This is a genomic window from Brevundimonas sp. (assembly GCF_027487935.1).
GTDB lineage: Bacteria > Pseudomonadota > Alphaproteobacteria > Caulobacterales > Caulobacteraceae > Brevundimonas.
Genome location: NZ_JAIYCP010000029.1, coordinates 1 through 24,733, shown reverse-complemented (window position 1 = coordinate 24,733; position 24,733 = coordinate 1). Strand labels below are relative to the sequence as shown.

Genomic DNA, 24,733 nt, shown 5'->3' with positions numbered 1-24,733 from the left:
CTGAGTCGGCAAGCGGTCGCCCGATGGCCCGTGCAGTGCTAACGGGGGCGGTCCCGAAGGAGTCCGATCGATGCACCTCGCCCGCTTTCCCCGCATCCGCCTGGCGCATCTGCCGACCCCGCTGGAGCCCCTGCCGCGACTGAGCGAGGCGCTGGGGGTGGAGATCTGGATCAAGCGCGACGACTGCACGGGCCTGGCCGGCGGCGGCAACAAGACCCGCAAGCTGGAGTTCCTGCTGGGCGACGCCTTCGAATGCGGAGCGGACACGCTGGTGACCCAGGGGGCGGTGCAGTCGAACCATGTGCGCCAGACGGCGGCGGCGGCGGCGGCCCACGGCCTGGCCTGCGAGGTGATTCTGGAAGAGCGGACGGGGTCGAAGGCGATCGACTACACCCGCAACGGCAATGTCCTGATGGACCGGCTGTTCGGCGCGGGCATCCGCACCGTGCCGGGCGGCTCGGACATGCCGGCCGAGCTGGAGAAGACGGCGGCCGAGGTCATCGCGCGCGGCGGCAAGCCCTATATCATCCCGGGCGGCGGCTCGAACCCGGTCGGAGCCCTGGGCTATGTCGACTGCGCCCGCGAGATCGTGGTCCAGGCTGACGAGCTGGATATGCAGGTCGACCGGATCATCACCGCGACCGGCAGCGCCGGGACCCATGCCGGGCTTGTCGCCGGGCTGGCGGTGATGGGGGCGGACATTCCGGTGCTGGGCATCGGCGTGCGGGCTCCGAAGGCCAAACAGGAAGAGAATGTCCTGAAACTGGCGCGTGAGACGGCGACCTTGCTGGGGCGGCCGGGGGCGGTGACGCCGGAGATGGTGGTGGCCGACTGCGACTATGTCGGCGAGGGCTATGGCCTGATCGACCAGGCGGTGATCGACGCCCTTGTGCTGGCGGCGCGCACCGACGCGATCGTGCTGGACCCGGTCTATACGGGCAAGGCGATGAAGGGGCTGATCGCCCTGGCGAAGGCGGGCCGGTTCGAGAACGAGACCCTGGTCTTCCTGCACACCGGCGGGGCCCAGGGGCTGTTCGGGTACCAGGGCGAGTTCGAGGCCGCCCTCTAGGCCGGAGGGGCGTCCACCGACAGCCCGGCGAGCCGCTGCAGATTGGCCGCCGCCGGCCAGGCCCGGTCGCGCAGGGCCGTGAGGACCGCCATCCGGTCGGTCTGGTCCGGAGTCACCGCCCGGGCGACCTTGCCGAAGCCGTCGAGGCGGCTGTCGCGGATCCATCGGCGCAGTTCGGGCTCGGACGACCAGATCAGCTGGTTGCGCAGATTGGCCAGCTCGGTCTGCGGATAGTCGGCGACCGTATCGGGCAGGGGGCAGGGGGTGCACAGTTCGTTGCGGCGGGCCTCATCGGCGATATGGACCTCGATCCAGGCGGCCAGTGCGGCGCTGAAGGTCGGGGCGGGCATCCGGATCATCTGCAGGGTGATGCGGTCGCCGTCGAAGACCGGCACCGCCGGACGGCGCGTGACCGCCGAGGCGGTACAGTCGACGTACAGTGCCCCCGCCGCGACCGGGACGAAGCCCGCCTCGAGCCGCAGGCCTCCGGCCTCGATGGCCCGGACGCGACCCTGGCGGATGACATCGGTGATGCGACGCAGCACCTCGACCTCACCGGCCGAGACCGTCGCATAGTGGAACATCTGTGGCCGGACGGACGGGTCGATCCGCAGCATATTGCCGGCCGCTTCCAGCTGTTCAAAAAGGGCATCGGCCGAGGGTGCCGTGGCGAACGCCTCAAAGGCGCGGGCCTGGGCCCCGATCGAGTCGTGGAAGAATTCCTCACCCGGCTGGGTGCAGAGCCGGTTGAGCAGCCAGGACTCGCGCGGCCGGACCCAGGTGATGCGGTCGGCGGGCACGCCCGCGCCGATCAGCCAGAGCCCGACGTCCATGGCGGTCTTGCCCGCCCCGAGGATCACATAGCGATCCGGTACAGGGCTCCCCGACTGCGCCAGATGCGGCAGGGCATTGGGCGGCACCAGACGCACCCCTTCGGCGACCGTAAAGGCCGGCGTGTGGGTGGAAGGAACCGAGGTGCCGAACCAGGTCGCGTCGACCGTCTTGCGACGTACCTCGACCCGGGTCTCTGCTCCGCTCAGCAGAGAGACCAGCCGTCCTTCCCCGCGATAATCCGTCATCGGATAATAATCGACCCGGCCGCTGGCCAGCAGCCTTTGTCGCATCACGGCATCGAAATAGCCGCAGACCTCCGGGCCGGAGGCCAGTTCATACAGGCCGGCATTGAGCCCGTGGGTATCCTTGAGGCCCGACCCCAGCGGCATGGAGTTGACGCCGTAGAAGGCCGAGGGCTGGTGAAGGGTCACGAAGGCATAGGCGTCATTCCAGTGTCCCCCCGGCTTGCCGTGCCGGTCGACAATGGTGATCCGGGCGTCGCTTTCGGTCAGCAGTGTGTCGGCGAAGGCCAGGCCCACCGCCCCGCTGCCCACGACCAGATAGTCGGTCTCGATTTCGGTCGGCCGTGTCACCCGGTCTTGTTCCTCTCGCACCGCTGGGTCATCACGCTAGCCAGCGTGCCGTCCGCCCACAAGCCGGCCGCCGAACAGGATCAAGGTGTCGCATGATCGAGCGCCGGGATTTGCGGAACGACCGGACACGGCCAATCGGCATTGAGACCGGTCTGTATTGGCGTTTCTCTGTCGTTTCCGCGCATAAGGGCGGCTGAACGTTCGCCCGGCAGGGCGGCGAGTAGTTGAGGCGTACAATGAGCAAGGTTCTGGGCGTTCTGGGCGGCATGGGACCGGCCGCCACCGTGGCCTTTCTGGCGCGGGTGCAGGCCCTGACGCCGGCCGAGGGCGATCAGGACCACATCCGCATCCTCGCCGACATCAATCCGCAGGTGCCGGACCGCAACCGCCAGCCCGATGCGGCCGAGAAGACCCTGGGCCAGATGGCCATGCGGCTGCGCGACGCCGGGGCCCAGGTCCTGGCCATGCCGTGCAACACCGCCCACGCCCAGGCGGCGGGGATCCGCAAGGTCGGCCTGCCCTTCATCGACATGATCGCCGAGACCACCGAGGCGGCGACCGCGGGCGGGGCGAAAAAGATCGGCGTCCTGGCCACGCCGGGCGGCGAGGCCCTCTACACCAAGGCCCTGCAGGGCAAGGGGGCCAGGATCGTGCGCCTGAGCGGGGCGGCGCGAGAAGCCTTTATGGCCTGCGTCTATGCGGTGAAGCGCGGCGACCTCGGTGAGGCCCCGCGCACCGAGATGCGCCGTCTGGCCGCCCTGCTGGTCGCGGGCGGAGCCGAGGCGGTGATCGCCGGCTGCACCGAGGTTCCGCTGCTGCTGTCGGCGCAGGACGTGTCCGTGCCGCTGGTGGATTCGGCCGAGGTGCTGGCGGCGGCGTGTGTGGCGCGGTGCGGATAGGCGGGTGACCCGACAGGCCCTCATCATCGACTGTGATCCCGGCGTGGACGACGCCGTGGCCCTGATGCTCGCCTTCGGTTCGGAGGCGTTCGAGCTGCTGGCGATCACCGCCGTGGGCGGCAATGTGCCGGTGGTGAAGACGGCGCGGAATGCGCGGATCCTGAGGCAGATTGCCGGGCGTGAGGACGTGCCGGTGTTCATGGGGGCCGACCGGCCGCTACGGCGCGAGCCGGCGGGGGCGGGCGAGTTCCACGGCGCCGAGGGGCTCGGCGACATGGCGCCGTTCGAGCCGGATGCACCCTGCGCGGACGGGCATGCGGCGGACGCGATCATCGCTCTGGTGATGGCCCGGCCCGCGAAGTCGGTGGCGTTGGCGGTGCTGGGGCCGCTGACCAATCTGGCGCTGGCCTTGCGCAGGGAACCGGCGCTGGCCGGGCGGCTGGGGCCGGTCGCGGTGATGGGCGGGGCGCGGTCGGAGGGCGGCAACATCACCGCCTCGGCCGAGTTCAACATCTGGGCCGATCCGGACGCGGCAGCAGAGGTGCTGGCGACCGGCTGCGACGTCATCCTGTTCGGACTGGACGCCACCCATCAGGTGCGGGCGACCGGAGAGCGGATCGCGGCGCTGGAGGCCGTGGGCAAGCCGATGGCGGACGCCGCAGCCTCGATGATGCGGTTCTCGCAGCGGATCGAGCGCGAGATCGTGGGGTGGGATGCGCCGCCTTTGCATGATCCCTGCCCGGTGGCCTGGCTGCTGGAACCGGCCCTGTTCACGCTCCAGCCCTGCCGGGTCTCGGTGGAGACGGACAGCGACCTGACCCGCGGCCATACGGCGGTGGAGTTCCGCGAAGCCGTGGCCGGAACCCTGCCGCATCGCTGGGCGATCGCCGCGGATGCGGACGGCATCTTTGCCCTGATCGCCGACGCCGTTCGCTGACCCGGACAATCTGACGCACGCCGTTCCGGTTCGGGATTGCGCTCGCGCAAGGTCGCCTCTGGAAGGCAGGACCAGGACATCCATGACGCCCGCAACGGTCGCATGTCGCGTCCGGACCGCGTCGTGGAAGAACGAGATGAAACGGAACATGACGCTGGCGGCCGCTGTGGCGGTGATGACGCTGGCGACCGGTGCCGCAACCGGCGCCTCGGCCCAGACCGCCAATGACTGGCAAGTCGCGCGCAAGGGCGACTGGATCGTCACCGGCAGGATCACCGACGTCTCGAGCGGCACCGACGATTCCATCTTCACCTCGGCGGGGGTGGACACGGGCCTGAACGTCGATGTCGGCAACAGCACCATGCCGACCCTCGGCTTCACCTATTTCCTGACTGACAACATCTCGGTCGAGGCCATTCTGGGCGGGACCCAGCATGAGATCCGGGCGCAGGGCGGGGCCACCGATGTGGCTGTTCATGAAACCTGGGTCCTGCCGCCGGTGGTGACCCTGCAGTACCGGCCCATGCCCGAGGCACGCGTCAGCCCCTATGTCGGTGCCGGGCTCAACTACATGCTGTTCTTCGAAGGCCAGGACAGAAACGGCTTCACCGTCGATCTTGAGGACGGCTTCGGCTACGCGCTGCAGGCCGGGGCCGATGTGGCCATCACCGGTCCCTGGACCCTCAATGTCGACGTCAAGAAGGTCTGGTTCGACACCACCGCCACGATCAACGGCGGTGCCCTGACCAGCGATGTGAACCTCGACCCCCTGGTCGTGTCGGTCGGAATCGGCCGCAAATTCTAGGACGATGAGAGCGCCGCCGGCCTGATCGCCGGTGGCGTTTCCGTGTGTGGCTCACCGGCCTGCACGCGGGCTATAGAGGGGCGTCAGTCCGGCCTTGCCGGACGCGGGAGAGATGCCTTGAGGCTGACCGTCGTCGGTTCAATCAATCTGGATCTTGTCGCCACCGCGCCGCGCCTGCCGCGCGCGGGCGAGACTGTGACCGGGGCGACCCTGGCGCGGCATCCGGGCGGCAAGGGTGCCAACCAGGCGCTGGCGGCGCGGCGGCTGGGAGCGGAGGTCTGTTTGGTCGGCCGGGTCGGGCGTGACGGCATGGCAGGGGAGGCCATGGCCCTGTTGCTCGCGGACGGCGTCGATGTCGCCGGCGTGGTGACGGACCCCTCGGCGCCGACCGGTGTGGCCCTGATCGCGGTCGATCCCGGGGGCGAGAACCAGATTGTCGTGGCCGCCGGGGCCAACCACGAGGCCCTGCCGGAGCAGCTGCCGGCGCGGATCGAGACGCCGCTGATCCTGCAACTGGAACTGCCGATCGAGACGGTCGAGGCGGCGGCCGGGCGGGGAACGGATTTCGTCTGCATCAACCTCGCCCCGGCAGCGCCGGTATCGGACCAGCTGCTGCGCAGGGCGGACCTGCTGGTGGTCAATGAGACCGAGGCGGAATTCTATGGCGATCTGCTGCACCAGGGCGGGGGCCGCGTCGTCGTGACCCTGGGCGCGCGTGGCGCGGTCATGTACCAGCGCGGGGCCGAGATCGCCCGGGCGACGCCGCCGAAGGTTAAGGCGGTCGATGCGACCGGGGCCGGCGACTGTTTCGTGGGGGCAATCTGTGTCGCCCTTCTGGAGGGGATGGAGCCGGAGGCCGCGCTGCGGTTCGCCTGTGCCGCGGGGGCGATCGCCGCGACCCGGCCCGGGGCCCAGCCGTCGCTGCCGACGCGCGCCGAGGTCGAGGAAATTCTGGCCTAGCGTCCGGCCCGGAAGGCCGCGATCGCCTCGACAGTCTGGCGCACACTGGCCTCGATCGCGGCCCAGTCGCCGGCCTTGACGGCCGCGTCGGTGACCAGTTTCGAGCCCATGCCGGCGGCGACGATGCCCGAGCCGAACCATTTGGCGATGCTGGCCGCGTCAGGATCGACGCCGCCGGTGGGCATGATCTTCGTCCAGGGCATCGGGGCCATGACGGCCTTGACGAAGTCGGGGCCGCCGACGCTGGCACCCGGAAAGAGTTTGACGATCTCGCAGCCCAGTTCATGGGCCTGGCCGATCTCGGTGACCGAGCCGCAGCCGGGGAAATAGGCCGTCATGCGACGGTTGCAGACCCGGGCGACCTCCGGGAGCAAGCAGGGGCTGACCACGAAGCGCGCGCCGCGATTGAGATAGAGCGACGCCGTGCCCGCGTCGACGACCGAGCCGATGCCCAGGATGATGTGGGGATCGGTTTTCTGCAGTTCGCGGGCGATGTCGCCGAACAGGTCGCAGGCGAAGTCGCCGCGATTGGTGAACTCGATCACCGGTGCCCCGCCGCGGGCACAGGCGCGGATGACACTCAGGCAGGTCTGCGGATCAGCATGGTAGAAGACCGGGGCCACACCCTGGGCTTCCAGGGCGTTCAGAACGGCGAGGCGGTCGTGGAGCATGGTCTGATTTCCTCCGCCGGTCGCTCCGGCAGCCCTTCATGCTTATCCCACCCGCTGCGGTCCGGGAAAGCGCCGGTATGGGGCGGTATGGAACTTTGTGTTTCGAAGGTCGGCCCGGCGGCTCAGGCCGCCTTTCGCTTCGCGCCGCAGAGGTCGCAGAATTCGACCCCGGCGACCCGGCGGTCGGGACGCCAGCGGTGACGGCGGCAGCGCATTTGGCGGACAAGGCGCCGAATGGTTCGGAACATGAGCACTCTGCAAGAAATCCAGCGTCCCGAACGGGTCGCCGTCCGGGCCTGAAGACTATCGAATCTGCTTGTGGTCAAGCTTCGCGAGCGCCGCGATGCGACGGGTGGTCTCACTGTCTGAATCGAACATCGGATCGAGCACGGTGAAGTGGTTGAGGCCGGACAGGGCCTCGTATCGGGCCTCGACGCCATGGGCGGCCCAGTGGTCGGCCATCATGCGGGACTGGCGCAGGAATTCCGGGCTTTCGTCGCCGCCGACCAGGCAATCCAGAACTGTACCGCCCGGAGTCGAACCGTTGGGGATCGGCCAATGGATCGGTGAAAGGGCGGCGGCCTCGCGTTCGTCCAGATCGAGCGCGGTGTTCAGGGAGGTCGGGATCAGAGGGGCCAGGTCGAAGACGCCGCTGATGGCTACGGCCGCCGAGGCGCGGCCCTCGGACAGCATACAGGCGGCCATATGGCCGCCGGCGGAGTGGCCGAAGACGACGGGCCGGGTGCCGGTGCGTGCCCGAACGGCTTCGACGGCGACCCGGACCTGGCGCAGGATGGTGCCGAGGCGGACGGCGGGGCAGAGATCGTAGGAGGGAATCGCGAGGCTGACACCGTGGGCGAGCAGTGCCGGGGCGAGACCGGAGAACCAGCTCTTGTCCAGCGCCTGCCAATAGCCGCCGTGCAGGAAGGCGGCGACCGGGGCACCGGGCGCGGCCTCGAACAGGTCCATGACCTCACGTGCGCCGGGGCCGTAGGCGATTTCCAGCGGCGGATGCGCCGCGCGGGCAGCCTCGGCGGTCTCGCGCCAGCGCTGCATCACGGCCGGATGGTCGGGCACGAGGGCGCGGTTGTTGTATTGGGCTTCGAGGTTCAAGGGCTTGGCTTGGGGCTTGGGGCTTGGGGCTTGGGGCTTAGGGCTTGGGTCTTGGGGCATAGAAATTCGAGGGGGGCTCGCGTCGGTGGTGGCTGGTTCGTCGGCGAACTAAGCCCTAAGACCTAAGCCCTACGACCTAAGCCCTACGACCTAAGCCCTACGACCTCGAACCGGAGCCGCCGCCATGATGACCGCCATCTTCGTCTTCATCAAATGCGAGCTGGGCCACGCCAACGATGTGGCGGCCGATATGGTGGACAATGTCGAATATGTATCGGAGGTCTATTCGACCTCGGGCCAGTACGACCTGCTGGCCAAATTCCAGCTGCCCCGGGACATGGACATCGGCACCTTCGTGACGAAGTCGGTGCAGACCCGGGCCAATATCCGCGACACCTTCACGGTCATCACCTTCTCCCCGTTTCTGCCGAAATAGCGGGTCTCCTCCCTGTTCGCGCAGCGAATGGGGAGGTGGCGCGGCGCGGCGTCGCGCCGCGACGGAGGGGTAGATCGGCGGCGCGGCCCCCCTCCACCATGCTTCGCATGGTCCCCCTCCCCATTGCTTCGCAACAGGGAGGAGACGCTGACGCTGCGTCACCGCGGAATCGCTGCTAAAGCTCCCCCACGGAGGACGCCATGACCGAACTCGACACCTTCCGCGCGGAGACGCGCGCCTGGCTTGAAGCCAACTGCCCGGCGGAATGCCGCGGGCCGGTGGAGAGCGACGAGGACCGGGTCTGGGGCGGGCGCAACGCTGTCTATCCGACGCCGGCGCACAAGATCTGGCTCGACCGGATGGGCGCAAAGGGCTGGACTGCGCCGGAATGGCCGGCCGAATACGGCGGCGGGGGGCTGAGCCGCGAACAGGCCAAGGTGCTGCATTCCGAGATGCGCCGCATCGATGCCCAGCCGCCCCTGGCCAGCTTCGGTGTCTGGATGCTGGGCCCGGCCTTGCTGGCCTTCGGCACCGAGGCCCAGAAGAAGCGTTTTCTGCCCGAAATCGTGCGCGGCGAGATCCGCTGGTGCCAGGGCTATTCCGAGCCGGGCGCGGGGTCCGATCTGGCGGGGCTTCAGACCCGGGCGGAGGATCGCGGCGACCACTGGATCGTCAACGGCCAGAAGGTCTGGACCTCCTATGCCGACAAGGCCGACTGGATCTTCTGCCTGGTACGGACCGACCCCGAGGCCTCCAAACACCTGGGCATCTCCTTCGTCCTGATTGACATGGCGACGAAGGGAGTTTCGACCCGGCCGATCACCCTGATCAGCGGCAAGAGCCCGTTCTGCGAGACCTTTTTCGACGACGTGCGGGTGGAGAAGGAAAACCTCGTCGGGACACTGAACCGCGGCTGGGACGTGGCCAAATATCTGCTGGCCCATGAGCGGACCATGATCGGGGCCATGGGCGAGCTGGGCGGCGGGCGACCGCTGGGCCAGGTCGCGACCGGCTCGATCGGGATGGACGACGAGGGCCGGCTGGATGACGGCATGCTCCGGGCCCGGATCGCCGAGATGGAGATCGATGCCGCCGCCTTCCGTCTGGCCATGGAGCGGGCCGGGGATCAGGTGAAGGTGGGCCAGGCCCATCCGGCCATCGCCTCCATGCTGAAATACTATGGCTCGGAGCTGAACAAGCGTCGGCACGAGCTGCTGATGGCGGCGGGCGGGTCAGACGCGCTGGAGTGGGAAGGCGAGCGGTCGCGCGGCGGCAAGGCGGCGCGCGACTGGCTGCGGACCAAGGCCAATTCCATCGAGGGCGGGACCAGCGAGGTTCAGCTGAACATCATCGCCAAACACCTGCTTCAGCTGCCGGGGGCGTGACCAACTACCCGCCGTCACCCTCGGGCTTGACCCGAGGGCCGGACGATGGGGAAAGCGCGGTGGCGAACGATCAAGACACGGAATGGCGTCCCATCACCGTGCGACGGACAATCTGATCCTCGGGTCAAGCCCGAGGATGACGACGAGAAAGAAGAGGCGGCAATGCCCCTGATCCTGACCGAAGAACAGACGATGCTGAAGGAGGCCGCCGACGGCTTCCTGAACGAGCACGCGCCGATCGCGCACCTGCGCAAACTGCGCGACTCCAGGGATGCGGACGGCGTGTCGCGCGATCTGTGGCGGGCGTTCGGAGAGATGGGGTTCGCGGGGGTCATCATCCCTGAGGAGCATGGCGGCTCGGGCCTCGGCGCGGTCGAGGCCGGGGTGATGGCCGAGGCTCTGGGCCGGACGCTGACGCCGTCACCCTTCCTCGGCTCGGGGGTGCTGTCGGCGACGGTGCTGAAGGGCGGCTCGGCGGAACAGCAGGCGGCCTGGCTGCCGCGGATTGCGGCAGGCGAGGCGATCGTCTCGCTGGCGGTGGACGAGGGGCCCAAGCATGCGCCGTCGCGGATCGCGACCGTGGCGGAGCGGTCGGGCAACGGGTTCAAGCTGAACGGGGCCAAGGGCTTCGTGCTGGACGGCCATGTGGCCGACGCCCTGATCGTGGCGGCCCTGACCGAGAACGGGCTGAGCCTGTTCCTCGTTGATCCGAAGACGGCAGGGGTCGGGATCGAGCGGACGGTCATGGTCGATGCGCACAATGCCTCGCGGGTGACCCTGACGGATGTCGAGGTCGATGCGGATGCCGTGATCGGGTCGGTCGATGGCGGCGAGGCCCTGCTGGAGGGCGCGCTGAACCTCGGCCGGGCCTGCGCGGCGGCGTCGCTGAACGGGGCCGGGGATCAGGCCTTCCAGACGACCATGGCCTATCTGCGCACCCGCAAACAGTTCGGCAAACTGATCGGCGAGTTCCAGGCCCTGCAGCATCGCTCGGCGCATTTGTTCAGCGAGATCGAGATCGCACGGGCGGCGGTGATGGGGGCGCTGACGGCGCTGGATTCCGATCGACCGGATGCGGCCCTGCGGGTCTCGGTGGCCAAGGCCAAGGCTGGTCGCGTCGCCGAACTGGCGGTGCAGGAGGCGGTGCAGATGCACGGCGGCGTCGGCATGACCGACGAATATGACGTCGGCCTGTTCATGAAGCGGGTGCGGGTGCTGAACGAACTGCTGGGCGACGCGGGGTTCCATCAGGAGAGGATGGCGCGGGCGCAGGGGTTCTGACCAGGAGGAGCGCAGGGCGATGAGAGTTCTGATCTTTGCGGCGACGTTTCTGGTCGGGTGCGCGAGCTCGCCGCAGCCAAGCTTTGCACAGGTTTCAGACGACCGGCCGCTTGTCATGCTGGAATGCGTTCGACGAGAAGACTCGCTCGGCATGATGGCCACCCGATGCCGGGTGGAGTCTGTAACGCCCGAAACCGCCGAAGCGCGCCGGCGGGCAGAGCGCCTTGCCGCGATGATGTCGGAGCGTCAGACCCGATCAAACACTCTCGGTATCGTGGAGGGTCAACGCATTGGCTTTTCGTTTCGATTGAAGCCCGATGAGACGAATGATGCGAGCGAAGGTGACGGCGTGACCGGGCGCCGCTAAACCTCCTGTTACGGGAGACTTTTGCCATGACGACGCGAGCCAACGCGCCTCAATACCAGTCCGGCTTCGGCAATCATTTCGCGACCGAGGCCGTGCCCGGTGCCTTGCCGGAGGGCCGGAACTCGCCGCAACGGGTGCCGATGGGGCTGTATGCGGAGCAGCTGTCGGGGACGGCGTTCACGGCCCCGCGCAGCGAGAACCGGCGGTCCTGGCTGTACCGGCTGCGGCCGAGCGCCCAGCACCCGGCCTACAGGCCGTTCGCCCAGGGGCTGGTGCGGACCGGACCCTTCCATGATGCGCCGCCGTCGCCGAACCGGATGCGCTGGGATCCGCTGCCGCTGCCGACCGCGCCGACCGACTGGGTCGAGGGGCTGATCACCTATGGCGGCACCGGCGATGCGGAGGCCCTGTCGGGCGTCGGCATTCATCTGTATGCGGCCAACCGGTCGATGGTGGACCGAGTCTTCTACTGCGCCGACGGCGAGTTGCTGATCGTGCCTCAGCACGGCGACCAGGCCTTCGTCACCGAAATGGGGCGGATTGACGCCAAGCCGGGCGAGATCGTGGTCATTCCGCGCGGGGTGCGGTTCCGGGTGGAATGTTCCGGGCCGATCCGCGGCTATGTCTGCGAGAACTACGGCGCCCTGTTCCGCCTGCCGGACCTGGGGCCAATCGGCTCGAACGGCCTGGCCAATTCCCGCGACTTCCAGACGCCGGTGGCAGCCTTCGAGGACATCGATCGGCCGACGGAGTGCGTACAGAAATACGGCGGGCGGCTGTGGTCGACGACTTTCCAGCATTCGCCGCTGGATGTGGTCGGCTGGCATGGAAACTACGCCCCCTACAAATACGACACTGCCCGGTTCAACACGATCGGCACGGTCAGTTTCGACCATCCGGACCCGTCCATCTTCACCGTCCTGACCTCGCCCAGCGATACGCCCGGAACGGCCAACTGCGACTTCGTCATCTTCCCGCCGCGCTGGATGGTGGGCGAGGACACCTTCCGCCCGCCCTGGTTCCACCGGAACGTCATGAGCGAATTCATGGGGCTGGTGACCGGCGAGTATGACGCCAAGGAGGGCGGGTTCGCGCCGGGCGGGGCCTCGCTGCACAACTGTATGAGCGGCCACGGGCCGGATCAGGCCAGCTATGACAAGGCGGTCGCCGCCGAGCTCAAGCCGGTCAAGATCGAGAACACCCTGGCCTTCATGTTCGAGACCCGCGCCCCGATCCGGACCACGGAATGGGCACAAACCTCACCGACCATGCAGTTGGACTACGACGACGTCTGGACAGGCTTCGAAAAGGGCCAGGTGACATGAAGCGGATTCTGATTGCGGCGGCGGCGGTCCTGACGGCTGCCTGCCAGCCGATGCCGGCAAGCGATGGACCGACGGAGATCGCAGCAATCGTGCCCGCAGGCCAGACTGTGATTGGCCCGTCCGTGGCCGGCAGTGAGGATGCGGCGGCCTGCGCGCGCGCCGGCGGCAAGATGCTGCCCCAGGGCCGGATGCAGAGCGTGCGATGCGTGATCACCTATGCCGACGCCGGCCGGCGCTGCACCGACGGTGACGACTGCGCCGGCGACTGCCGTGTCGGGGATGTGGCCAATCCGCCGGCCGCCGGAGCCCCGGCGGTGGGCCAATGCCAGATCAACAGCAGCCGGTTCGGCTGCTATACCACCGTCGAGGGCGGCAAGGCCGAGGCCACCCTCTGCGTCGACTGAAGGCCTTGAAGCCAATCCTCAGCCAGGGACGTATCTGAGACATGAGCCTGATCGACATCCTCGCCCTGCTGGGCCTGAACCTTGCCCTCATCATCGCGGTCATGACCGGCCTGTGGCTGGTTTCCCTGAAGGTCAGGGACGTCAGCTTCATCGACGCCGTCTGGCCCATGGCGATGCTGTTTCTGGCCCTGGTCACCTTTCCGCGGACCGAGGGTGATCCGACGCGCAAATGGCTGCTGATGTGGCTGGTCGGGGTCTGGGCCCTGCGGCTGGGCTGGCACCTCTATCGCCGCTGGCGCGCGCATGGGGCCGATGGCCGTTATCTGAACCTGCTGGCCCGGATGGAAACCAACCGTGGCTGGGGCTTCGGCAAGACGGCGCTGCTGGTGGTGTTTGTGCCGCAGGCGGTGCTGGCCTGGCTGACCTCCCTGCCGGTGCAACTGGGTCAGGTCGCCCTTGAGCCGGCGGTGGGCTGGATCGGCTGGGCGGGGGCGGTGCTGGCGGTGATCGGCATCGGCTTCGAGAGCATCGGCGACGCCCAGCTGACGGCCTTCCGCAACAATCCGGCCAACAAGGGCAAGGTGCTGGACACCGGCCTTTGGAAATACACCCGCCACCCCAACTATTTCGGCGACGCCTGCGTCTGGTGGGGGCTGTTCCTGATCGCCGCCGAGACCGGACCGGGGCTGTGGGCCATTGCGGGACCGCTGTTCCTGACCTTCACCCTGACCAAATGGTCGGGGATCGGCATCACGGAAAAGGTCATTCACGCTTCGCGGCCGGGCTATGCCGACTATGTCCGCCGGACCAGCGCCTTCATTCCCTGGCCGCCGAAGAAGGGCTGAGGATCAGCCCTCTGACGCGAAGGCGACCCGGGCCGCGCCCAGCAGGGCGGCGTGTTTGTGCAGGATCACCTGGGTGGGGATGGCCGCCATATAGTCCTGGAACCGGCCCTTGCGTTCGAACCGCTCGCGAAACGGGCTGGCCTTGAGGAAGGGCAGGATGCGAGGGGCGATGCCGCCGGCGATATAGACCCCGCCGCGGGCACCGGTGGTCAGGGCGATGTCTCCGGCCACGGCGCCGAGGATGGCGCAGAACCGGGCCAGGGTGGCCCCGCAGTGGCTGTTGGGGGTCTCGAGCGCCTCGGCGGTGATCTGGGCCGGGTCGTCGATATGGGTCTCACGCCCGTCGATCTCGGCGAGGGCACGATGCATGTTCAACAGGCCTGGTCCGCAGATCAGTCGCTCGATCGAGACGCGCTCATAGCGGCGACGCAGGATGCGCAGGATCTCGTCCTCGATGGGGTCTCCGGGTGCGAAACAGGCATGGCCGCCCTCGGTCGGCATGGCGATTTCCCGTCCCTGGTCGTCCCGGGCGAGGGCCGAAACGCCGAAGCCGGTGCCCGGGCCGAGGACGGCGATGGCGGCATGGGGATCGCCCGCGGCGGGGCCGCCGAGCGAGGCGAGCTGGTCCGCCGGAACGACAGGTGCGCCCCAGGCCAGGGCCTCGAAATCATTGATCAGCCGGACCGGATTCAGGCCGAGGGTCTGCAGTTCGGCCTCGGACACCCGCCAGGGCGAATTGGTCAGGTCGATCTCGCCGTCAGTGACCGGGCCCGCCACGGCGAGGACGCCGCCCGTCGGCTTGATGTCACAGCCGTCGAGAAAGGCCTTCACGCCGCCGAGGAAGGTCGGATGCTCGGACGCCGGAAAGCTCTGATGGTGCTCAAGCACCGGCCGACCCTCGACCATATGGGCCAGGGCAAAGCGGGCGTTGGTTCCGCCGACGTCACCGACGAGAAGGGTCCGGTCCCAGGCCACGGTCATTGAAGAGTCCTTTGCATCAGGCGTCGACCATGCGGTCCAGGGGATTGGCGTCCGGCGTCGCATCGGCGTGGCCGTTCATGGTGCCCGGCGAGGCGAAGCAGATCGAGGCACCGGCCTCGGCCGTGCCGACCATCTGGCGGAAGGCACCGAACAGTTCGCGGCCATAGCCCCAGGCCGCGCCCTCGGCGTGAACCTGTGACCGGGTCGCGGCGGGACGGGCGGCAAGGTCGGGGACGCTGACGGTGGTCAGCACACCGGCGTCGGCGTCGAGGCGGATAATGTCCCCATCCCGCACATGGGCAAGGGGGCCGCCGGCGAGGGCCTCGGGCGATACATGGATGGCGGCGGGCGTCTTGCCCGAGGCCCCGGACATGCGGCCGTCGGTGACGAAGGCCACCTTGAAGCCCTTGTCCTGAAGCACCGAGAGGGCGGGCGACAGGCTGTGCAGCTCGGGCATGCCGTTGGCGCGTGGGCCCTGGAAGCGGAGGACAATGACCACGTCACGGTTCAGCTTGCCGTCCCTGAAGGCCTGAAGCGCATCCTCCTGGGTCTCGAACACGGCGGCGGGCGCTTCGACGACCCGGTTCTCCGGCTTGACCGCCGAGACCTTGATCACCGCCCGGCCCAGGTCGCCCTGGACAAGGCGCAGGCCGCCCTCGCGGTCGAAGGGGTCGGCGGCGGGGCGGAGAATGTCCGTGTCCAGACTTTCTGTCACGCCGTCCTTCCAGACCAGTTCGCCGTCGACCATCATCGGCTCCTGGAAATAGGGGTGGATGCCCTCACCCATGACCGTGACCACATCGGCGTGGATATAGCCGGCCCCGGCCAGTTCGCGGGCGACGAAGGCGACGCCGCCGGCGGCCTGGAAGGCGTTCACATCGGCGGAACCGTTGGGATAGATCCGCGCCAGAAGGGGGGTGACCGAGGACAGCTGGTCCATGTCGGTCCAGTCGATCAGCACGCCCGCCGCCCGCGCCATGGCGACCAGATGGATGGCGTGATTGGTCGAGCCCCCGGTGGCCAGCAGGGCGACGATCATGTTGACGACCGACTTCTCGGAGATGACATCGGCCATCCGGCCCTGACCGGAACGGGCCAGTTCGACGGCGCGTCTGGCGGTCGCGGCTGTCAGGGCGTCGCGCAGGCCGGTTTCGGGGTGGACGAAGGCGGTGGAGGGCAGGTGCAGGCCGCCCAGCTCCATCATCATCTGGTTGGAGTTGGCGGTGCCGTAGAAGGTGCAGGTGCCCGGCGAATGATAGCTGGCGATCTCGCTCTCAAGCAGGGTTTCGCGGTTGACCTTGCCTTGCGCATATTCGGCGCGAACGCGGGCTTTCTCGGCATTGGGAATGCCCGACGGCATGGGACCGGCCGGGGCGAAGATGACCGGCAGATGGCCGAAGGCCAGCGCGCCCATGAACAGGCCGGGCACGATCTTGTCGCAGACGCCGAGGCAGACTGCCGCGTCGAAGGCGTCGTGGGTCAGGGCCACGGCTGTGGACATGGCGATGACGTCGCGGCTGAACAGCGACAGGTCCATGCCGGGTCGGCCCTGGGTGACGCCGTCGCACATGGCGGGCACGCCGCCGGCGACCTGGGCGGTGGCGTTCACCTCGCGTACGGCGTCGCGGATGATCTGCGGGAAGCGTTCGAACGGCTGATGGGCCGACAGCATGTCATTGAAGGCGGTGACCACGCCGACATTGGGCTGGGTCCCGGACATGGCATTGAGCTTGTCCTTGACCGGGGCCCCGGCGAAGGCGTGGGCCCAGTTGGCGCAGGACAGTTTGGCCCGGCCCACGCCCGAGGTGGCGGCGGCGTCCATCCGGCGCAGATAGTCGGCGCGGGTGGCCTTCGAGCGTTCAACGATACGGGCGGTGACCTCGGCCACGACGGGATGGAGTTTCGTCATCAGATTTTCTCCGTCCAAAGAACATCGAGCGGAACCTTGGCGGCCAGCAGGGCGGCGATCGGCTGTGTCGCCGGATCACCTGTGGCCTCTCTCTCGAAAACGGTGCGTTTGGCGGTGCCGGTGATGGCCAGGACGACGCGGCGGGCGGTCATCAGCCAGGGCAGGTTGATCGACAGCCGCTCAAGGCTTGGCGCGGCACCGTCGCGGCCGTGCGGCACGCCCAGGACGGTCGGCTTCAGGGTCGGGGCGAGCAGGGTCTTCAGGGTCGGGCTGTCGGGGAACATGGAACAGATATGACCATCCTCCCCCATGCCGAGAAGGACGGCGTCGAGCCTGCCGCCCTCGGCCATCAGTGCGCGGGCGGCCAGGGCGGCGGCCCGGTCGACGGTGACGGCGGGGTGGAACAGGGGCACGAAGCGCGCCGCGGCGGCCGGACCTGACAGCAGGTTCTGCTTCAGCAGGGCCGCGTTGGACTCGGGCGAGGTCTCCGGAACGTAGCGTTCGTCGATCAGGGTGACGGCCACGCGCGACCAGTCGAGGTCGGCCTGCGCCATGCGCCGATAGATCGGCGCGGGCGTCGAGCCGCCGGAACCGGCGAAGACCGCCTTGCCCGTATCGGTGAGGGCGGTGGCGAGTGCGTCGGTCAGGCGGGCGGCACAGGCGTCGGCCCAGGCGACGTTGTCGGCGAAGGTCTCGATGGCGGGCGCAATCTCACCCATGCCCGGTGTTCCATTCCCTGCCGCCGCGCTCCAGCAGCAGGTCGGCGTCCGCCGGCCCCCAGGTTCCGGCCGCATACGCCTTCGGCTTGAAGGCCGCACTGCGCCAGGCGTCGGAGACCTCGTCGACCCATTTCCAGGCCTGCTCCGCCTCGTCACGGCGGACGAACAGGGTGGAATCCCCGGCCAGGGCGTCGAGCAGCAGCCGCTCATAGGCGATGCGCCGGCGTGGGGGCCTGCCGCCCTTGTCGCCCTGGCCCCAGGACAGGGACATCTGGATCGGCTGCAGCTGCATGCGCTGATCCAGACCCGGCTTCTTGTTCATCACCGACAGGGCGATGTCTTCCTCGGGCTGGAGCTCGATGACCAGCCGGTTGGCCTCGATGTGGCCGCGCTCGCGATGGTCGAAGATCGAATGGGGCACGGGCTTGAACTGAATGACGATCTCGGTGCGCTTTTCCGCCAGCCGTTTGCCGGTGCGCAGGAAGAAGGGGGTGCCGGCCCAGCGCCAGTTGTCGATGTCGACGCGGACGGCGACGAAGGTCTCGGTGTCGGAGTCCTGACCGCGCTCCTCGGAATAGGCCGTGGCCGCCTTGCCTTCACTGGTTCCAGCGACGTACTGGCCGCGAACCGTGACCCGCTCGGCCTCATGCTCCGTAATCGGACGAAGTGAGCGGATCACCTTGACCTTCTCGTTGCGAACCGAGTCCGGATCGAGGTCTGACGGCGGCTCCATGGCGACCAGGCAGAGCAGCTGGAGCATGTGGTTCTGCAGCATGTCCCGCAGGGCACCGTACTCATCGTAATAGGGCCAGCGGTCGCCCACGCCGACGGTTTCACCAACCGTGATCTGGACATGGTCGATCGACAGACTGTTCCAGAGCGGCTCGAAGATGGTGTTGCCGAAACGCAGGGCGATCAGGTTCTGGACCGTCTCCTTGCCGAGGTAGTGGTCGATGCGGAAGACCTGGTCCTCGGAAAAGGCATGGCCCACGGCATCGTCGATCTCGAGGAAGGATTTCAGGTCGCGGCCGACGGGCTTTTCCAGCACGACCCGGTCGGTCGGGTTCGCCAGTCCCGCAGCCTTCAGGGCGGTGACGATGCGGCCATACAGGGAGGGCGAAACCGCCAGGAAGCTGGTCACGCCGCCGTCGCCGACCCGCTCTTTCAGCGGTTTCAGGCTGGCGGGGTCGGTGGCGTCGACCGGCAGATAGTCCAGCCGTGCGTCCAGCCGGGCCCAGGCTTCGTCGGACCAGGCGTCGTCGGTCCGGGCCTTGCCTTCGACCGCAGCGCGGACCCTGGCGACATATTCCTCGCGGCTTTCGTCCGACCGGGCGGCACCGATGATCTTCAGCCCGTCGGGCAGCAGGCCGTCGAACTCGAGGAAATAGAGCGAAGGCAACAGCATCCGCATGGCGAGGTCGCCACCGCCGCCGAACAGCACCAGGGCCGCCATGGGCTCTCCTTCATTCAGGTCCCGGCTGGACCGGAGTTGTGTCTGGCCGCTTCCGCGCGCTGGGCCAAGACGTCGAGGACGTCCTGAAACACCATGTGACGGGCGCGCAGCAACACCATCAGGTGATAGACCAGATCCGCAGCCTCCGCTGCCAGTTCCGAATCCGGACCCGCAACGCCGGCGAGAGCCGTCTCCACGCCCTCTTCCCCGACCTTCTGGGCAATGCGTTTGACGCCCCCGGCCAGCAGGCGGGCGGTCCAGCTTTCCGTCGGATCGGCGGCGGCGCGTTCGGCGATGGTCGCCTCCAGTCGCGCAAGACGACCGAGGCCGGGTGCGTCCTCCTCGCCGAAACAGCTGACGCGGTTCAGGTGGCAGGCATTGCCGACGGGCCGGATCTTGAGGACCAGCGCGTCGCCGTCGCAGTCAGGGGTGATGGAGACGACATGCAGTCGGTCGCCCGAGGTCTCGCCCTTGCGCCAGCGCCCGCCGCGTGAGCGTGAGAAGAAGGTGGCCTCGCCGGAGTCGAGAGTCTCGTCGAGGGCGGCGCGGTCCATATAGGCCAGCGTCAGCACCTGGAGGGTGGCGGCGTCCTGGACGACGACAGGGATCAGGCCGCCGGCCTTGTCGAAATCGAGGGTGGAAGTATCGATCACAGTCTCATTTCCTGTCCGGCGTCAGAGAGAAACGCCTTGAGATCGGGAATCGCCAATGTCCCGGTGTGGAAGACGCTGGCGGCGAGGGCACCGGAGACGTCGGCCTGTTCGAATACGTCGAGAAAATGCGCGGCTGCGCCCGCTCCGCCCGAGGCGACCAGCGGGATGCTCAGAAGGGCGCGGGCGGCGGCCAGCTGGGCGATGTCATAGCCGCGGCGGACGCCATCCTCATCCATACAGTTGAGCACGATCTCGCCGGCGCCGAGGGTCTGGGCCTCGACGATCCAGTCGAGGGTCAGGCGACCGGCGGCGCGGCTGGCCGTGGGGTCGCCGGTGTACTGGTGGACGACCCAGTCATCGCCGGCGCGTCCGGAGTCCACGCCGACGACCACGCACTGGCTGCCGAAGCGGGCGGCCAATTCCCCGATGAGGTCGGGGCGCTCGAGGGCGGGGGAGTTGATGGATACCTTGTCGGCCCCGTGGTCGAGGCAGAGGGCGGCCTGGTCGACCGAGCGGATCCCGCCGGCGACGCTGAAGGGGATGTCGAGCAGGCGGGCGATATCGCGGACCCAGCCATAGTCGAGGGTCCGGCCCTCCGGGCTGGCGGTGATGTCGTAGAAGACAAGCTCGTCGGCCCCCTGGTCGCGATAGCGGGCGGCCAGGTCAGCGGCGTCGCCCATATCGACGTGGCCTTCGAAGCGGACGCCCTTGACCACCCGGCCGTCCCGGACGTCCAGACAGGGTATGATGCGGCGCGCGGTCATGCCGCCCTCTCGGCCGCGAGTGCCTCTTCCAGGGTGAACCGGTTCTCGTACAGGGCGCGGCCGACGATGGCACCGTCGCAGCCCAGGGCGGCGGCGGCGGCGAGGTCGGTGACCGAGGCCACCCCGCCCGAGGCCTGAACCTTCAAATCGGGACGACGTCGGATGATCTCGCCCAGCAGGTCGAGATTGGGTCCGGTCAGGGCACCGTCGCGGCCGACGTCGGTAACCAGAAGGTGCCGGGCCAGATCGGGCGGATAGCGATCGAGCGCGGTCCAGAGGTCGACCCCGGCCGCCTCGGTCCAGCCCTTCAGGGCCGGCACCCAGCGGTCGCCGTCGGCCTTGACGTCGATGGCCAGGGTGATGCGGTCCGGCCCGAAGCGGCGCAGCCAGTCGGCGACCGTCTCCGGCGCTGATACGGCCAACGAGCCCACGACGACCCGCGCCACACCGGCGTCGATCAGGGCCGCGACATCGTCGGCGGAGCGGACCCCGCCGCCGGACTGGATGCGGATGTCGGCGGCGCGGGCGAGGTCGCCGATCAGGGCGTGCTGGACTGCGCGGCCAGCCTCGGCGCCGTCGAGATCGACGATGTGGGCCCAGCGTGCGCCGGCCGCGGCGAAGGCGGTGAGGCGGGCGACGGGCTGGTCATCGTAGCGGGTGACGGCGTCGAACCGGCCGTGCATCAGGCGCACGCAGATCCCGTCCTTCAGGTCGATGGCGGGATAGACGATCACGCGGGAAGCTCCAGGAAGTTTCTCAGGATGCGGGCACCGGTCGCGGCAGAGCGTTCGGGGTGGAACTGACAGCCCCAGCGATTGCCGCTGCGGACGACGGCGGGGACCGGTCCCCCGTAGTCGGCGCGGGCGAGGGTCGCGGGGCCTTGGGGGCAGACGAAGCCGTGGACGAAATAGGCGTATGAACCGTCCTCAACGCCCTCGAGCAGGGGGTCCGACCGGTCGGCGGTCAGGCGCGACCAGCCCATATGCGGCACGGTGAGGCCGGGGCCGGGCTCGAGACGGCGGACGGCACCGGGGATCAGGCCGAGCAGGCGCACGGGTTCGCCCTCCTCGCTGGTCTCGAACAGCAGTTGCTGGCCGAGACAGACACCGAGCAGGGGCCGGGGGAAGGCGCGGATGGGGTCGACGAGCTTGAGGGCGGTCAGCCGGGCCATGGCGTATGCAGCCGCCCCCACGCCGGGCAGGATCAGCCGTTCGGCCCCGGCGACGGCGACCGGGTCGTCCGTCAGGCGCACGGTCGCACCCAGCCTCTCAAGGGCGAACCGGACCGAGGCGGTGTTGCCGGCACCATAGGTGAGAACGGTGACCTCGCTCACAGTACGCCCTTGGTCGAGGGCACCACGTCGCCCTCGATGCGGATGGCCTGACGCAGGGCGCGACCGAAGGCCTTGTAGACGGCCTCGGTCTTGTGGTGGTCGTCGTCGCCGGTGACCGAGACATGGATGGCCGCGCCGAGATGTTCGGCCAGTGAACGGAAGACGTGGGCCGTGAGGTCGGTGCGGTAGTCGCCGATGAAGGGGGTCGCAAAGGTCCCTTCGAAGACGGGGAAGGGTCGGCCGGACAGGTCGATCGAGACGCTGGCATTGGCCTCGTCCATGGGCAGGACGAAGCCGTAGCGGGCGATTCCGCGACGCTCGCCGAGCGCCTGTTTCAGGGCCTGCCCCAGGGCGATGGCGGAGTCCTCGATGGTGTGGTGCGGGTCTGTGTGCAGATCGCCCTCGCAGGACAGGCGCAGGGAGAAACCGCCGTGGGCGGCGACCTGCTCCAGCATGTGATCGAAGAAGCCGACTCCGGTCGCGATCGACACCGGGCCGGTCGCGTCGAGGTCGACCGCGCAGACGATGCGCGTCTCCTTCGTATCGCGGACGGCCTCGCCGGTGCGGTGCGCGCGGGCCGTCGTGCTACCGAGGTCGAGCGCGCCCAGCAGCCGGTCGTTGACCTCGCCTCTTGCGGAGACGGGCAGCCGCAGGCGGTCGCCGGAGCGGTCGGCCGCGAGGCCGAAACGGGCGAGGGCGGCAAGGACCGTATCCGGATCGGAAGGGCGGGCCATGATGACGGGACCGAAGCCGGGCTCGATGACCATCTCGCGGGACAGGGCCTTGATCAGGCGATCGCGCTCCGAGCGGACGAGGGCGATGCGGCCTGTCGTCTCCATCATCCGCGAGGGGTCGAGCGCCTGCAGGGCGAGGCGGATGCAGACCTCGGGCAGGGCGTAGGGCTCCAGCACCGAGGCGAGGCGGGCGAGGGTCGCAGGCTGGGCCAGGGCGGCACCGACGCGGGCACCCGCGAGGCCGTATGCGAGCGAGAGGCTGCGCAGGACGATCAGGTTTGCGTGATTGCCGATCAGGGTGGCAGCTGAGGGGGAGGCGGCGAATTCCGCCAGACCCTCGTCGATCACCAGAAGCGCCGGGGCGACCCGGTCGGCCATCTCGGCCAGGGCTTCGGGGGAGCCCAGGGCGCGGAGGATAACGGCGCTGGTCGGGGCGTCGGCGGCGGGCGTGGCGTAGAGGGTGGCGAGGGTCCGGTAAGGCTCAGCATCGGGAGCCTCGACGCGCTGGCCGTCGCGGGCTGCGAGTCGAAAGACCAGCTCCAGCCCGTGTGTCAGCCCGCGAACGGGCAGGACGCTGTCCGACGGGACGCCGTAGATCTCGGCCATCCGGTCGGCGAGCGCGCGGGGCTCGGCCGGATAGCGGTCGAGGCCCTCGCCGCCTGTGACCAGCGGGGCGAAGGGCGCGGGGAGGTTGTTCATGCGCCGGTCCTGAGATCTGCGGCCCGGGCGTGGGCTTCAAGCCCTTCAAGGCGGGCGAGGCGGGCGGCGACCGGGGCAAGGGCGGCGGCGCCGGCTTCATTGACGGTCTGCACGGACATCGAGGTCATGAAGCTGGCGGTGGTGACCCCGCCCATGGTGCGGGCTGCGCCATCGGTGGGCAGGACGTGACTGGGGCCGGCGGCATAGTCGCCCAAAGTCTCGGCAGCGAAGGCCCCGACGAAGACGGCCCCGGCGGCGGTGATCCGCCCGACCAGCCGGTCGGCCTCGACGGTCTGCAGGGCGAGGTGTTCGGGCGCGTAGAGATTGGCCACCTCGCAGGCCTCGGCCACATCGCGGACGCGGATTGCGCGACCCTCGGCCAGCGAGGTGCGGGCGATGTCGGCGCGGGGCAGGGTCTGGAGCTGGCGATCCACCTCGGCGAGGATGGCGTCGATATTGGCGCGGCTCTCCGAGACCAGGATGACCTGGGCGTCGGCGTCGTGTTCGGCCTGGCTTAGCAGGTCGGCGGCGGCGATCTCCGGGTCGGCATCGCGGTCGGCGATGACCAGCAGTTCCGAGGGTCCGGCGGGCATGTCGACGGCGGGACCGCCGGGCAGGTTCGAGGCCTGTTTCTTGGCCTCGGCGACCCAGGCATTGCCGGGGCCGAACAGCTTGTCACAGGGCGCGATGACGCCGTCGTCGAGCTCGGCCCCGAAGGTCAAGGCAGCGATGGCCTGGGCTCCGCCGATCAGCCAGAGATCATCGAGACCGGCCTCTGCTGCGGCGAAGATCATGGCCGGGTGCGGCTCGCCCGAGGCCGAGGGCGGGGTCACGGCGACTCGGCGGCCGACACCGGCGACGGCGGCCGGTATGGCCAGCATCAGCAGGGAGGAAAACAGCGGAGCCGAGCCGCCGGGGACATAGAGGCCCGCCGACCGCAGCGGCCGCCAGACCAGCCGCGATCGAACGCCGGGGACGATCTCGACATCGGGGGTGTCTTCGGGCCGGGTCGCTTCGTGGAAGATGCGGATGTTCTCGGCGGCCATGCGGATGGACCGGGTGTCGGCGGGCCGCAGGGCGTCGCGGGCGGCGGCGACGCGGTCGGGCGTCAGCTCCAGTCGACGCGGCGGAGCGCCGTCCAGCTTGAGGCTCCAGTCGGTCACAGCCGCGCCGCCGCGGTCACGGACATCGTCCATGATCTCGCGCACCGTATCGGTGACGCGCGCCTCGGTGCGGCGGCGGGGACGGGCCAGGGCCTCGATACGGGCGGCGGCGTCGAGGGTGCTCCAGTCGAGGCGTTTCATCACATCATCTTCTCGATCGGGAGGACGAGGATCGCAGAGGCCCCCGCGGCCTTGAGCCGTTCCAGCGTCTCCCAGAAGACCGCCTCCTGACAGACGGCGTGGACCGCCACGGCGTCATCGCGACCGGCCAGCGGCATGACGGTCGGTGCGCCGGCACCGGGCAGGATGGCTGTGATCTCGGCCAGGGCTGAGCGGGGGGCGTTGAGCATGACGTATTTGGCCCCCTGCGAGGACACCACCCCGGCCATCCGCTCGATGAT

The 24,733-nt window shown here is 68.9% G+C and carries 26 protein-coding genes; 12 read left to right on the top strand and 14 right to left on the bottom strand.

Annotated features, from left to right (window positions below; genetic code table 11):
- Positions 1–70 precede the first annotated feature (70 nt).
- Positions 71–1,069 (top strand): D-cysteine desulfhydrase, encoded by a 999-nt coding sequence (locus Q0053_RS11035; protein WP_298100079.1) that lies wholly within the window; start codon positions 71–73, stop codon positions 1,067–1,069.
- Here Q0053_RS11035 and Q0053_RS11030 read toward each other — a convergent pair.
- Entirely contained in the window at positions 1,066–2,496 is a 1,431-nt protein-coding gene (locus Q0053_RS11030) for an FAD/NAD(P)-binding protein (protein WP_298100077.1), read from the bottom strand. The two genes, Q0053_RS11035 and Q0053_RS11030, sit on opposite strands and share 4 nt — an antisense overlap.
- 236 nt (positions 2,497–2,732) lie before the next feature.
- Here Q0053_RS11030 and Q0053_RS11025 point away from each other — a divergent pair, with 236 nt between their 5' ends.
- The 4 genes from Q0053_RS11025 (at position 2,733) to Q0053_RS11010 (ending at position 6,097) form a co-directional block, all read left to right on the top strand.
- Complete coding sequence (locus Q0053_RS11025; RefSeq protein ID WP_298100075.1) at positions 2,733–3,395, top strand: aspartate/glutamate racemase family protein; 663 nt, start codon at positions 2,733–2,735, stop codon at positions 3,393–3,395.
- A 4-nt stretch (positions 3,396–3,399) separates the two neighbouring features.
- Complete coding sequence (locus Q0053_RS11020; RefSeq protein WP_298100072.1) at positions 3,400–4,332, top strand: nucleoside hydrolase; 933 nt, start codon at positions 3,400–3,402, stop codon at positions 4,330–4,332.
- 136 nt (positions 4,333–4,468) lie between these two features.
- Positions 4,469–5,137 carry an OmpW family outer membrane protein gene (locus Q0053_RS11015; RefSeq protein WP_298100071.1) on the top strand — a complete coding sequence of 223 codons (669 nt, stop codon included), beginning with the start codon at positions 4,469–4,471 and terminating at the stop codon, positions 5,135–5,137.
- A 117-nt stretch (positions 5,138–5,254) separates the two neighbouring features.
- Positions 5,255–6,097 carry a ribokinase gene (locus Q0053_RS11010; RefSeq protein WP_298100069.1) on the top strand — a complete coding sequence of 281 codons (843 nt, stop codon included), beginning with the start codon at positions 5,255–5,257 and terminating at the stop codon, positions 6,095–6,097.
- Here the strand turns inward: Q0053_RS11010 and Q0053_RS11005 are convergent.
- Both Q0053_RS11005 and Q0053_RS11000 read right to left on the bottom strand, forming a co-directional pair.
- Positions 6,094–6,768: a bifunctional 4-hydroxy-2-oxoglutarate aldolase/2-dehydro-3-deoxy-phosphogluconate aldolase gene (locus Q0053_RS11005; RefSeq protein WP_298100067.1), complete on the bottom strand. Its 675-nt coding sequence runs from the start codon at positions 6,766–6,768 to the stop codon at positions 6,094–6,096. The genes Q0053_RS11010 and Q0053_RS11005 overlap by 4 nt on opposite strands.
- 303 nt (positions 6,769–7,071) lie before the next feature.
- On the bottom strand, positions 7,072–7,881 hold the full coding sequence (locus tag Q0053_RS11000; RefSeq protein ID WP_298100065.1) for an alpha/beta hydrolase: 810 nt from the start codon (positions 7,879–7,881) through the stop codon (positions 7,072–7,074).
- Between the two features lie 184 nt (positions 7,882–8,065).
- Between Q0053_RS11000 and Q0053_RS10995 the strand changes: the two genes are divergently transcribed.
- The 7 genes from Q0053_RS10995 to Q0053_RS10965 all read left to right on the top strand — a co-directional run bounded on the left by Q0053_RS10995 (position 8,066) and on the right by Q0053_RS10965 (position 13,924).
- Positions 8,066–8,317, top strand: coding sequence for an Lrp/AsnC ligand binding domain-containing protein (locus Q0053_RS10995; protein ID WP_298100063.1), 252 nt, complete (start codon positions 8,066–8,068; stop codon positions 8,315–8,317).
- A 200-nt stretch (positions 8,318–8,517) separates the two neighbouring features.
- Positions 8,518–9,702, top strand: coding sequence for an acyl-CoA dehydrogenase family protein (locus Q0053_RS10990; protein ID WP_298100061.1), 1,185 nt, complete (start codon positions 8,518–8,520; stop codon positions 9,700–9,702).
- 162 nt (positions 9,703–9,864) lie between these two features.
- Positions 9,865–10,983: an acyl-CoA dehydrogenase gene (locus tag Q0053_RS10985; protein WP_298100058.1), complete on the top strand. Its 1,119-nt coding sequence runs from the start codon at positions 9,865–9,867 to the stop codon at positions 10,981–10,983.
- 19 nt (positions 10,984–11,002) lie between these two features.
- A complete protein-coding gene (locus Q0053_RS10980) occupies positions 11,003–11,350 on the top strand; it encodes a hypothetical protein (protein WP_298100056.1) in 348 nt (115 codons plus the stop codon).
- Between the two features lie 26 nt (positions 11,351–11,376).
- On the top strand, positions 11,377–12,675 hold the full coding sequence (hmgA, locus tag Q0053_RS10975) for a homogentisate 1,2-dioxygenase (protein ID WP_298100054.1): 1,299 nt from the start codon (positions 11,377–11,379) through the stop codon (positions 12,673–12,675).
- On the top strand, positions 12,672–13,079 hold the full coding sequence (locus Q0053_RS10970; RefSeq protein WP_298100053.1) for a hypothetical protein: 408 nt from the start codon (positions 12,672–12,674) through the stop codon (positions 13,077–13,079). The genes hmgA and Q0053_RS10970 overlap by 4 nt, the downstream gene beginning before the upstream one ends.
- Positions 13,080–13,120: 41 nt before the next feature.
- Complete coding sequence (locus Q0053_RS10965; RefSeq protein WP_298100049.1) at positions 13,121–13,924, top strand: DUF1295 domain-containing protein; 804 nt, start codon at positions 13,121–13,123, stop codon at positions 13,922–13,924.
- Positions 13,925–13,927: 3 nt separating this feature from the next.
- On the opposite strand, the gene glk is transcribed toward Q0053_RS10965, so the two are convergent.
- The 11 genes from glk to hisG all read right to left on the bottom strand — a co-directional run.
- Positions 13,928–14,905 (bottom strand): glucokinase, encoded by a 978-nt coding sequence (glk, locus tag Q0053_RS10960; protein ID WP_298100047.1) that lies wholly within the window; start codon positions 14,903–14,905, stop codon positions 13,928–13,930.
- A 16-nt stretch (positions 14,906–14,921) separates the two neighbouring features.
- A complete protein-coding gene (gene edd / locus Q0053_RS10955; protein WP_298100040.1) occupies positions 14,922–16,814 on the bottom strand; it encodes a phosphogluconate dehydratase in 1,893 nt (630 codons plus the stop codon).
- Positions 16,814–17,533, bottom strand: a complete 720-nt coding sequence (gene pgl / locus Q0053_RS10950) for a 6-phosphogluconolactonase (protein ID WP_298100037.1) — start codon at positions 17,531–17,533, stop codon at positions 16,814–16,816. Before pgl ends, edd begins: the two co-directional genes overlap by 1 nt.
- Positions 17,526–18,986, bottom strand: coding sequence for a glucose-6-phosphate dehydrogenase (gene zwf / locus Q0053_RS10945; RefSeq protein ID WP_298100036.1), 1,461 nt, complete (start codon positions 18,984–18,986; stop codon positions 17,526–17,528). The genes pgl and zwf overlap by 8 nt, the downstream gene beginning before the upstream one ends.
- A 14-nt stretch (positions 18,987–19,000) precedes the next feature.
- Entirely contained in the window at positions 19,001–19,639 is a 639-nt protein-coding gene (gene hisIE / locus Q0053_RS10940; protein WP_298100034.1) for a bifunctional phosphoribosyl-AMP cyclohydrolase/phosphoribosyl-ATP diphosphatase HisIE, read from the bottom strand.
- A complete protein-coding gene (hisF, locus tag Q0053_RS10935) occupies positions 19,636–20,403 on the bottom strand; it encodes an imidazole glycerol phosphate synthase subunit HisF (RefSeq protein ID WP_298100032.1) in 768 nt (255 codons plus the stop codon). Before hisF ends, hisIE begins: the two co-directional genes overlap by 4 nt.
- Complete coding sequence (hisA, locus tag Q0053_RS10930; RefSeq protein ID WP_298100029.1) at positions 20,400–21,137, bottom strand: 1-(5-phosphoribosyl)-5-[(5-phosphoribosylamino)methylideneamino]imidazole-4-carboxamide isomerase; 738 nt, start codon at positions 21,135–21,137, stop codon at positions 20,400–20,402. The genes hisF and hisA overlap by 4 nt, the downstream gene beginning before the upstream one ends.
- Positions 21,134–21,736: an imidazole glycerol phosphate synthase subunit HisH gene (hisH, locus tag Q0053_RS10925; RefSeq protein ID WP_298100027.1), complete on the bottom strand. Its 603-nt coding sequence runs from the start codon at positions 21,734–21,736 to the stop codon at positions 21,134–21,136. The genes hisA and hisH overlap by 4 nt, the downstream gene beginning before the upstream one ends.
- A complete protein-coding gene (gene hisB / locus Q0053_RS10920) occupies positions 21,733–23,169 on the bottom strand; it encodes an imidazoleglycerol-phosphate dehydratase HisB (protein WP_298100025.1) in 1,437 nt (478 codons plus the stop codon). Before hisB ends, hisH begins: the two co-directional genes overlap by 4 nt.
- Positions 23,166–24,473, bottom strand: a complete 1,308-nt coding sequence (gene hisD, locus Q0053_RS10915; protein ID WP_298100023.1) for a histidinol dehydrogenase — start codon at positions 24,471–24,473, stop codon at positions 23,166–23,168. Before hisD ends, hisB begins: the two co-directional genes overlap by 4 nt.
- Positions 24,473–24,733: ATP phosphoribosyltransferase (hisG, locus tag Q0053_RS10910; RefSeq protein ID WP_367276689.1), on the bottom strand; the 261-nt coding region annotated here is incomplete at its 5' end. The genes hisD and hisG, both read right to left, overlap by 1 nt.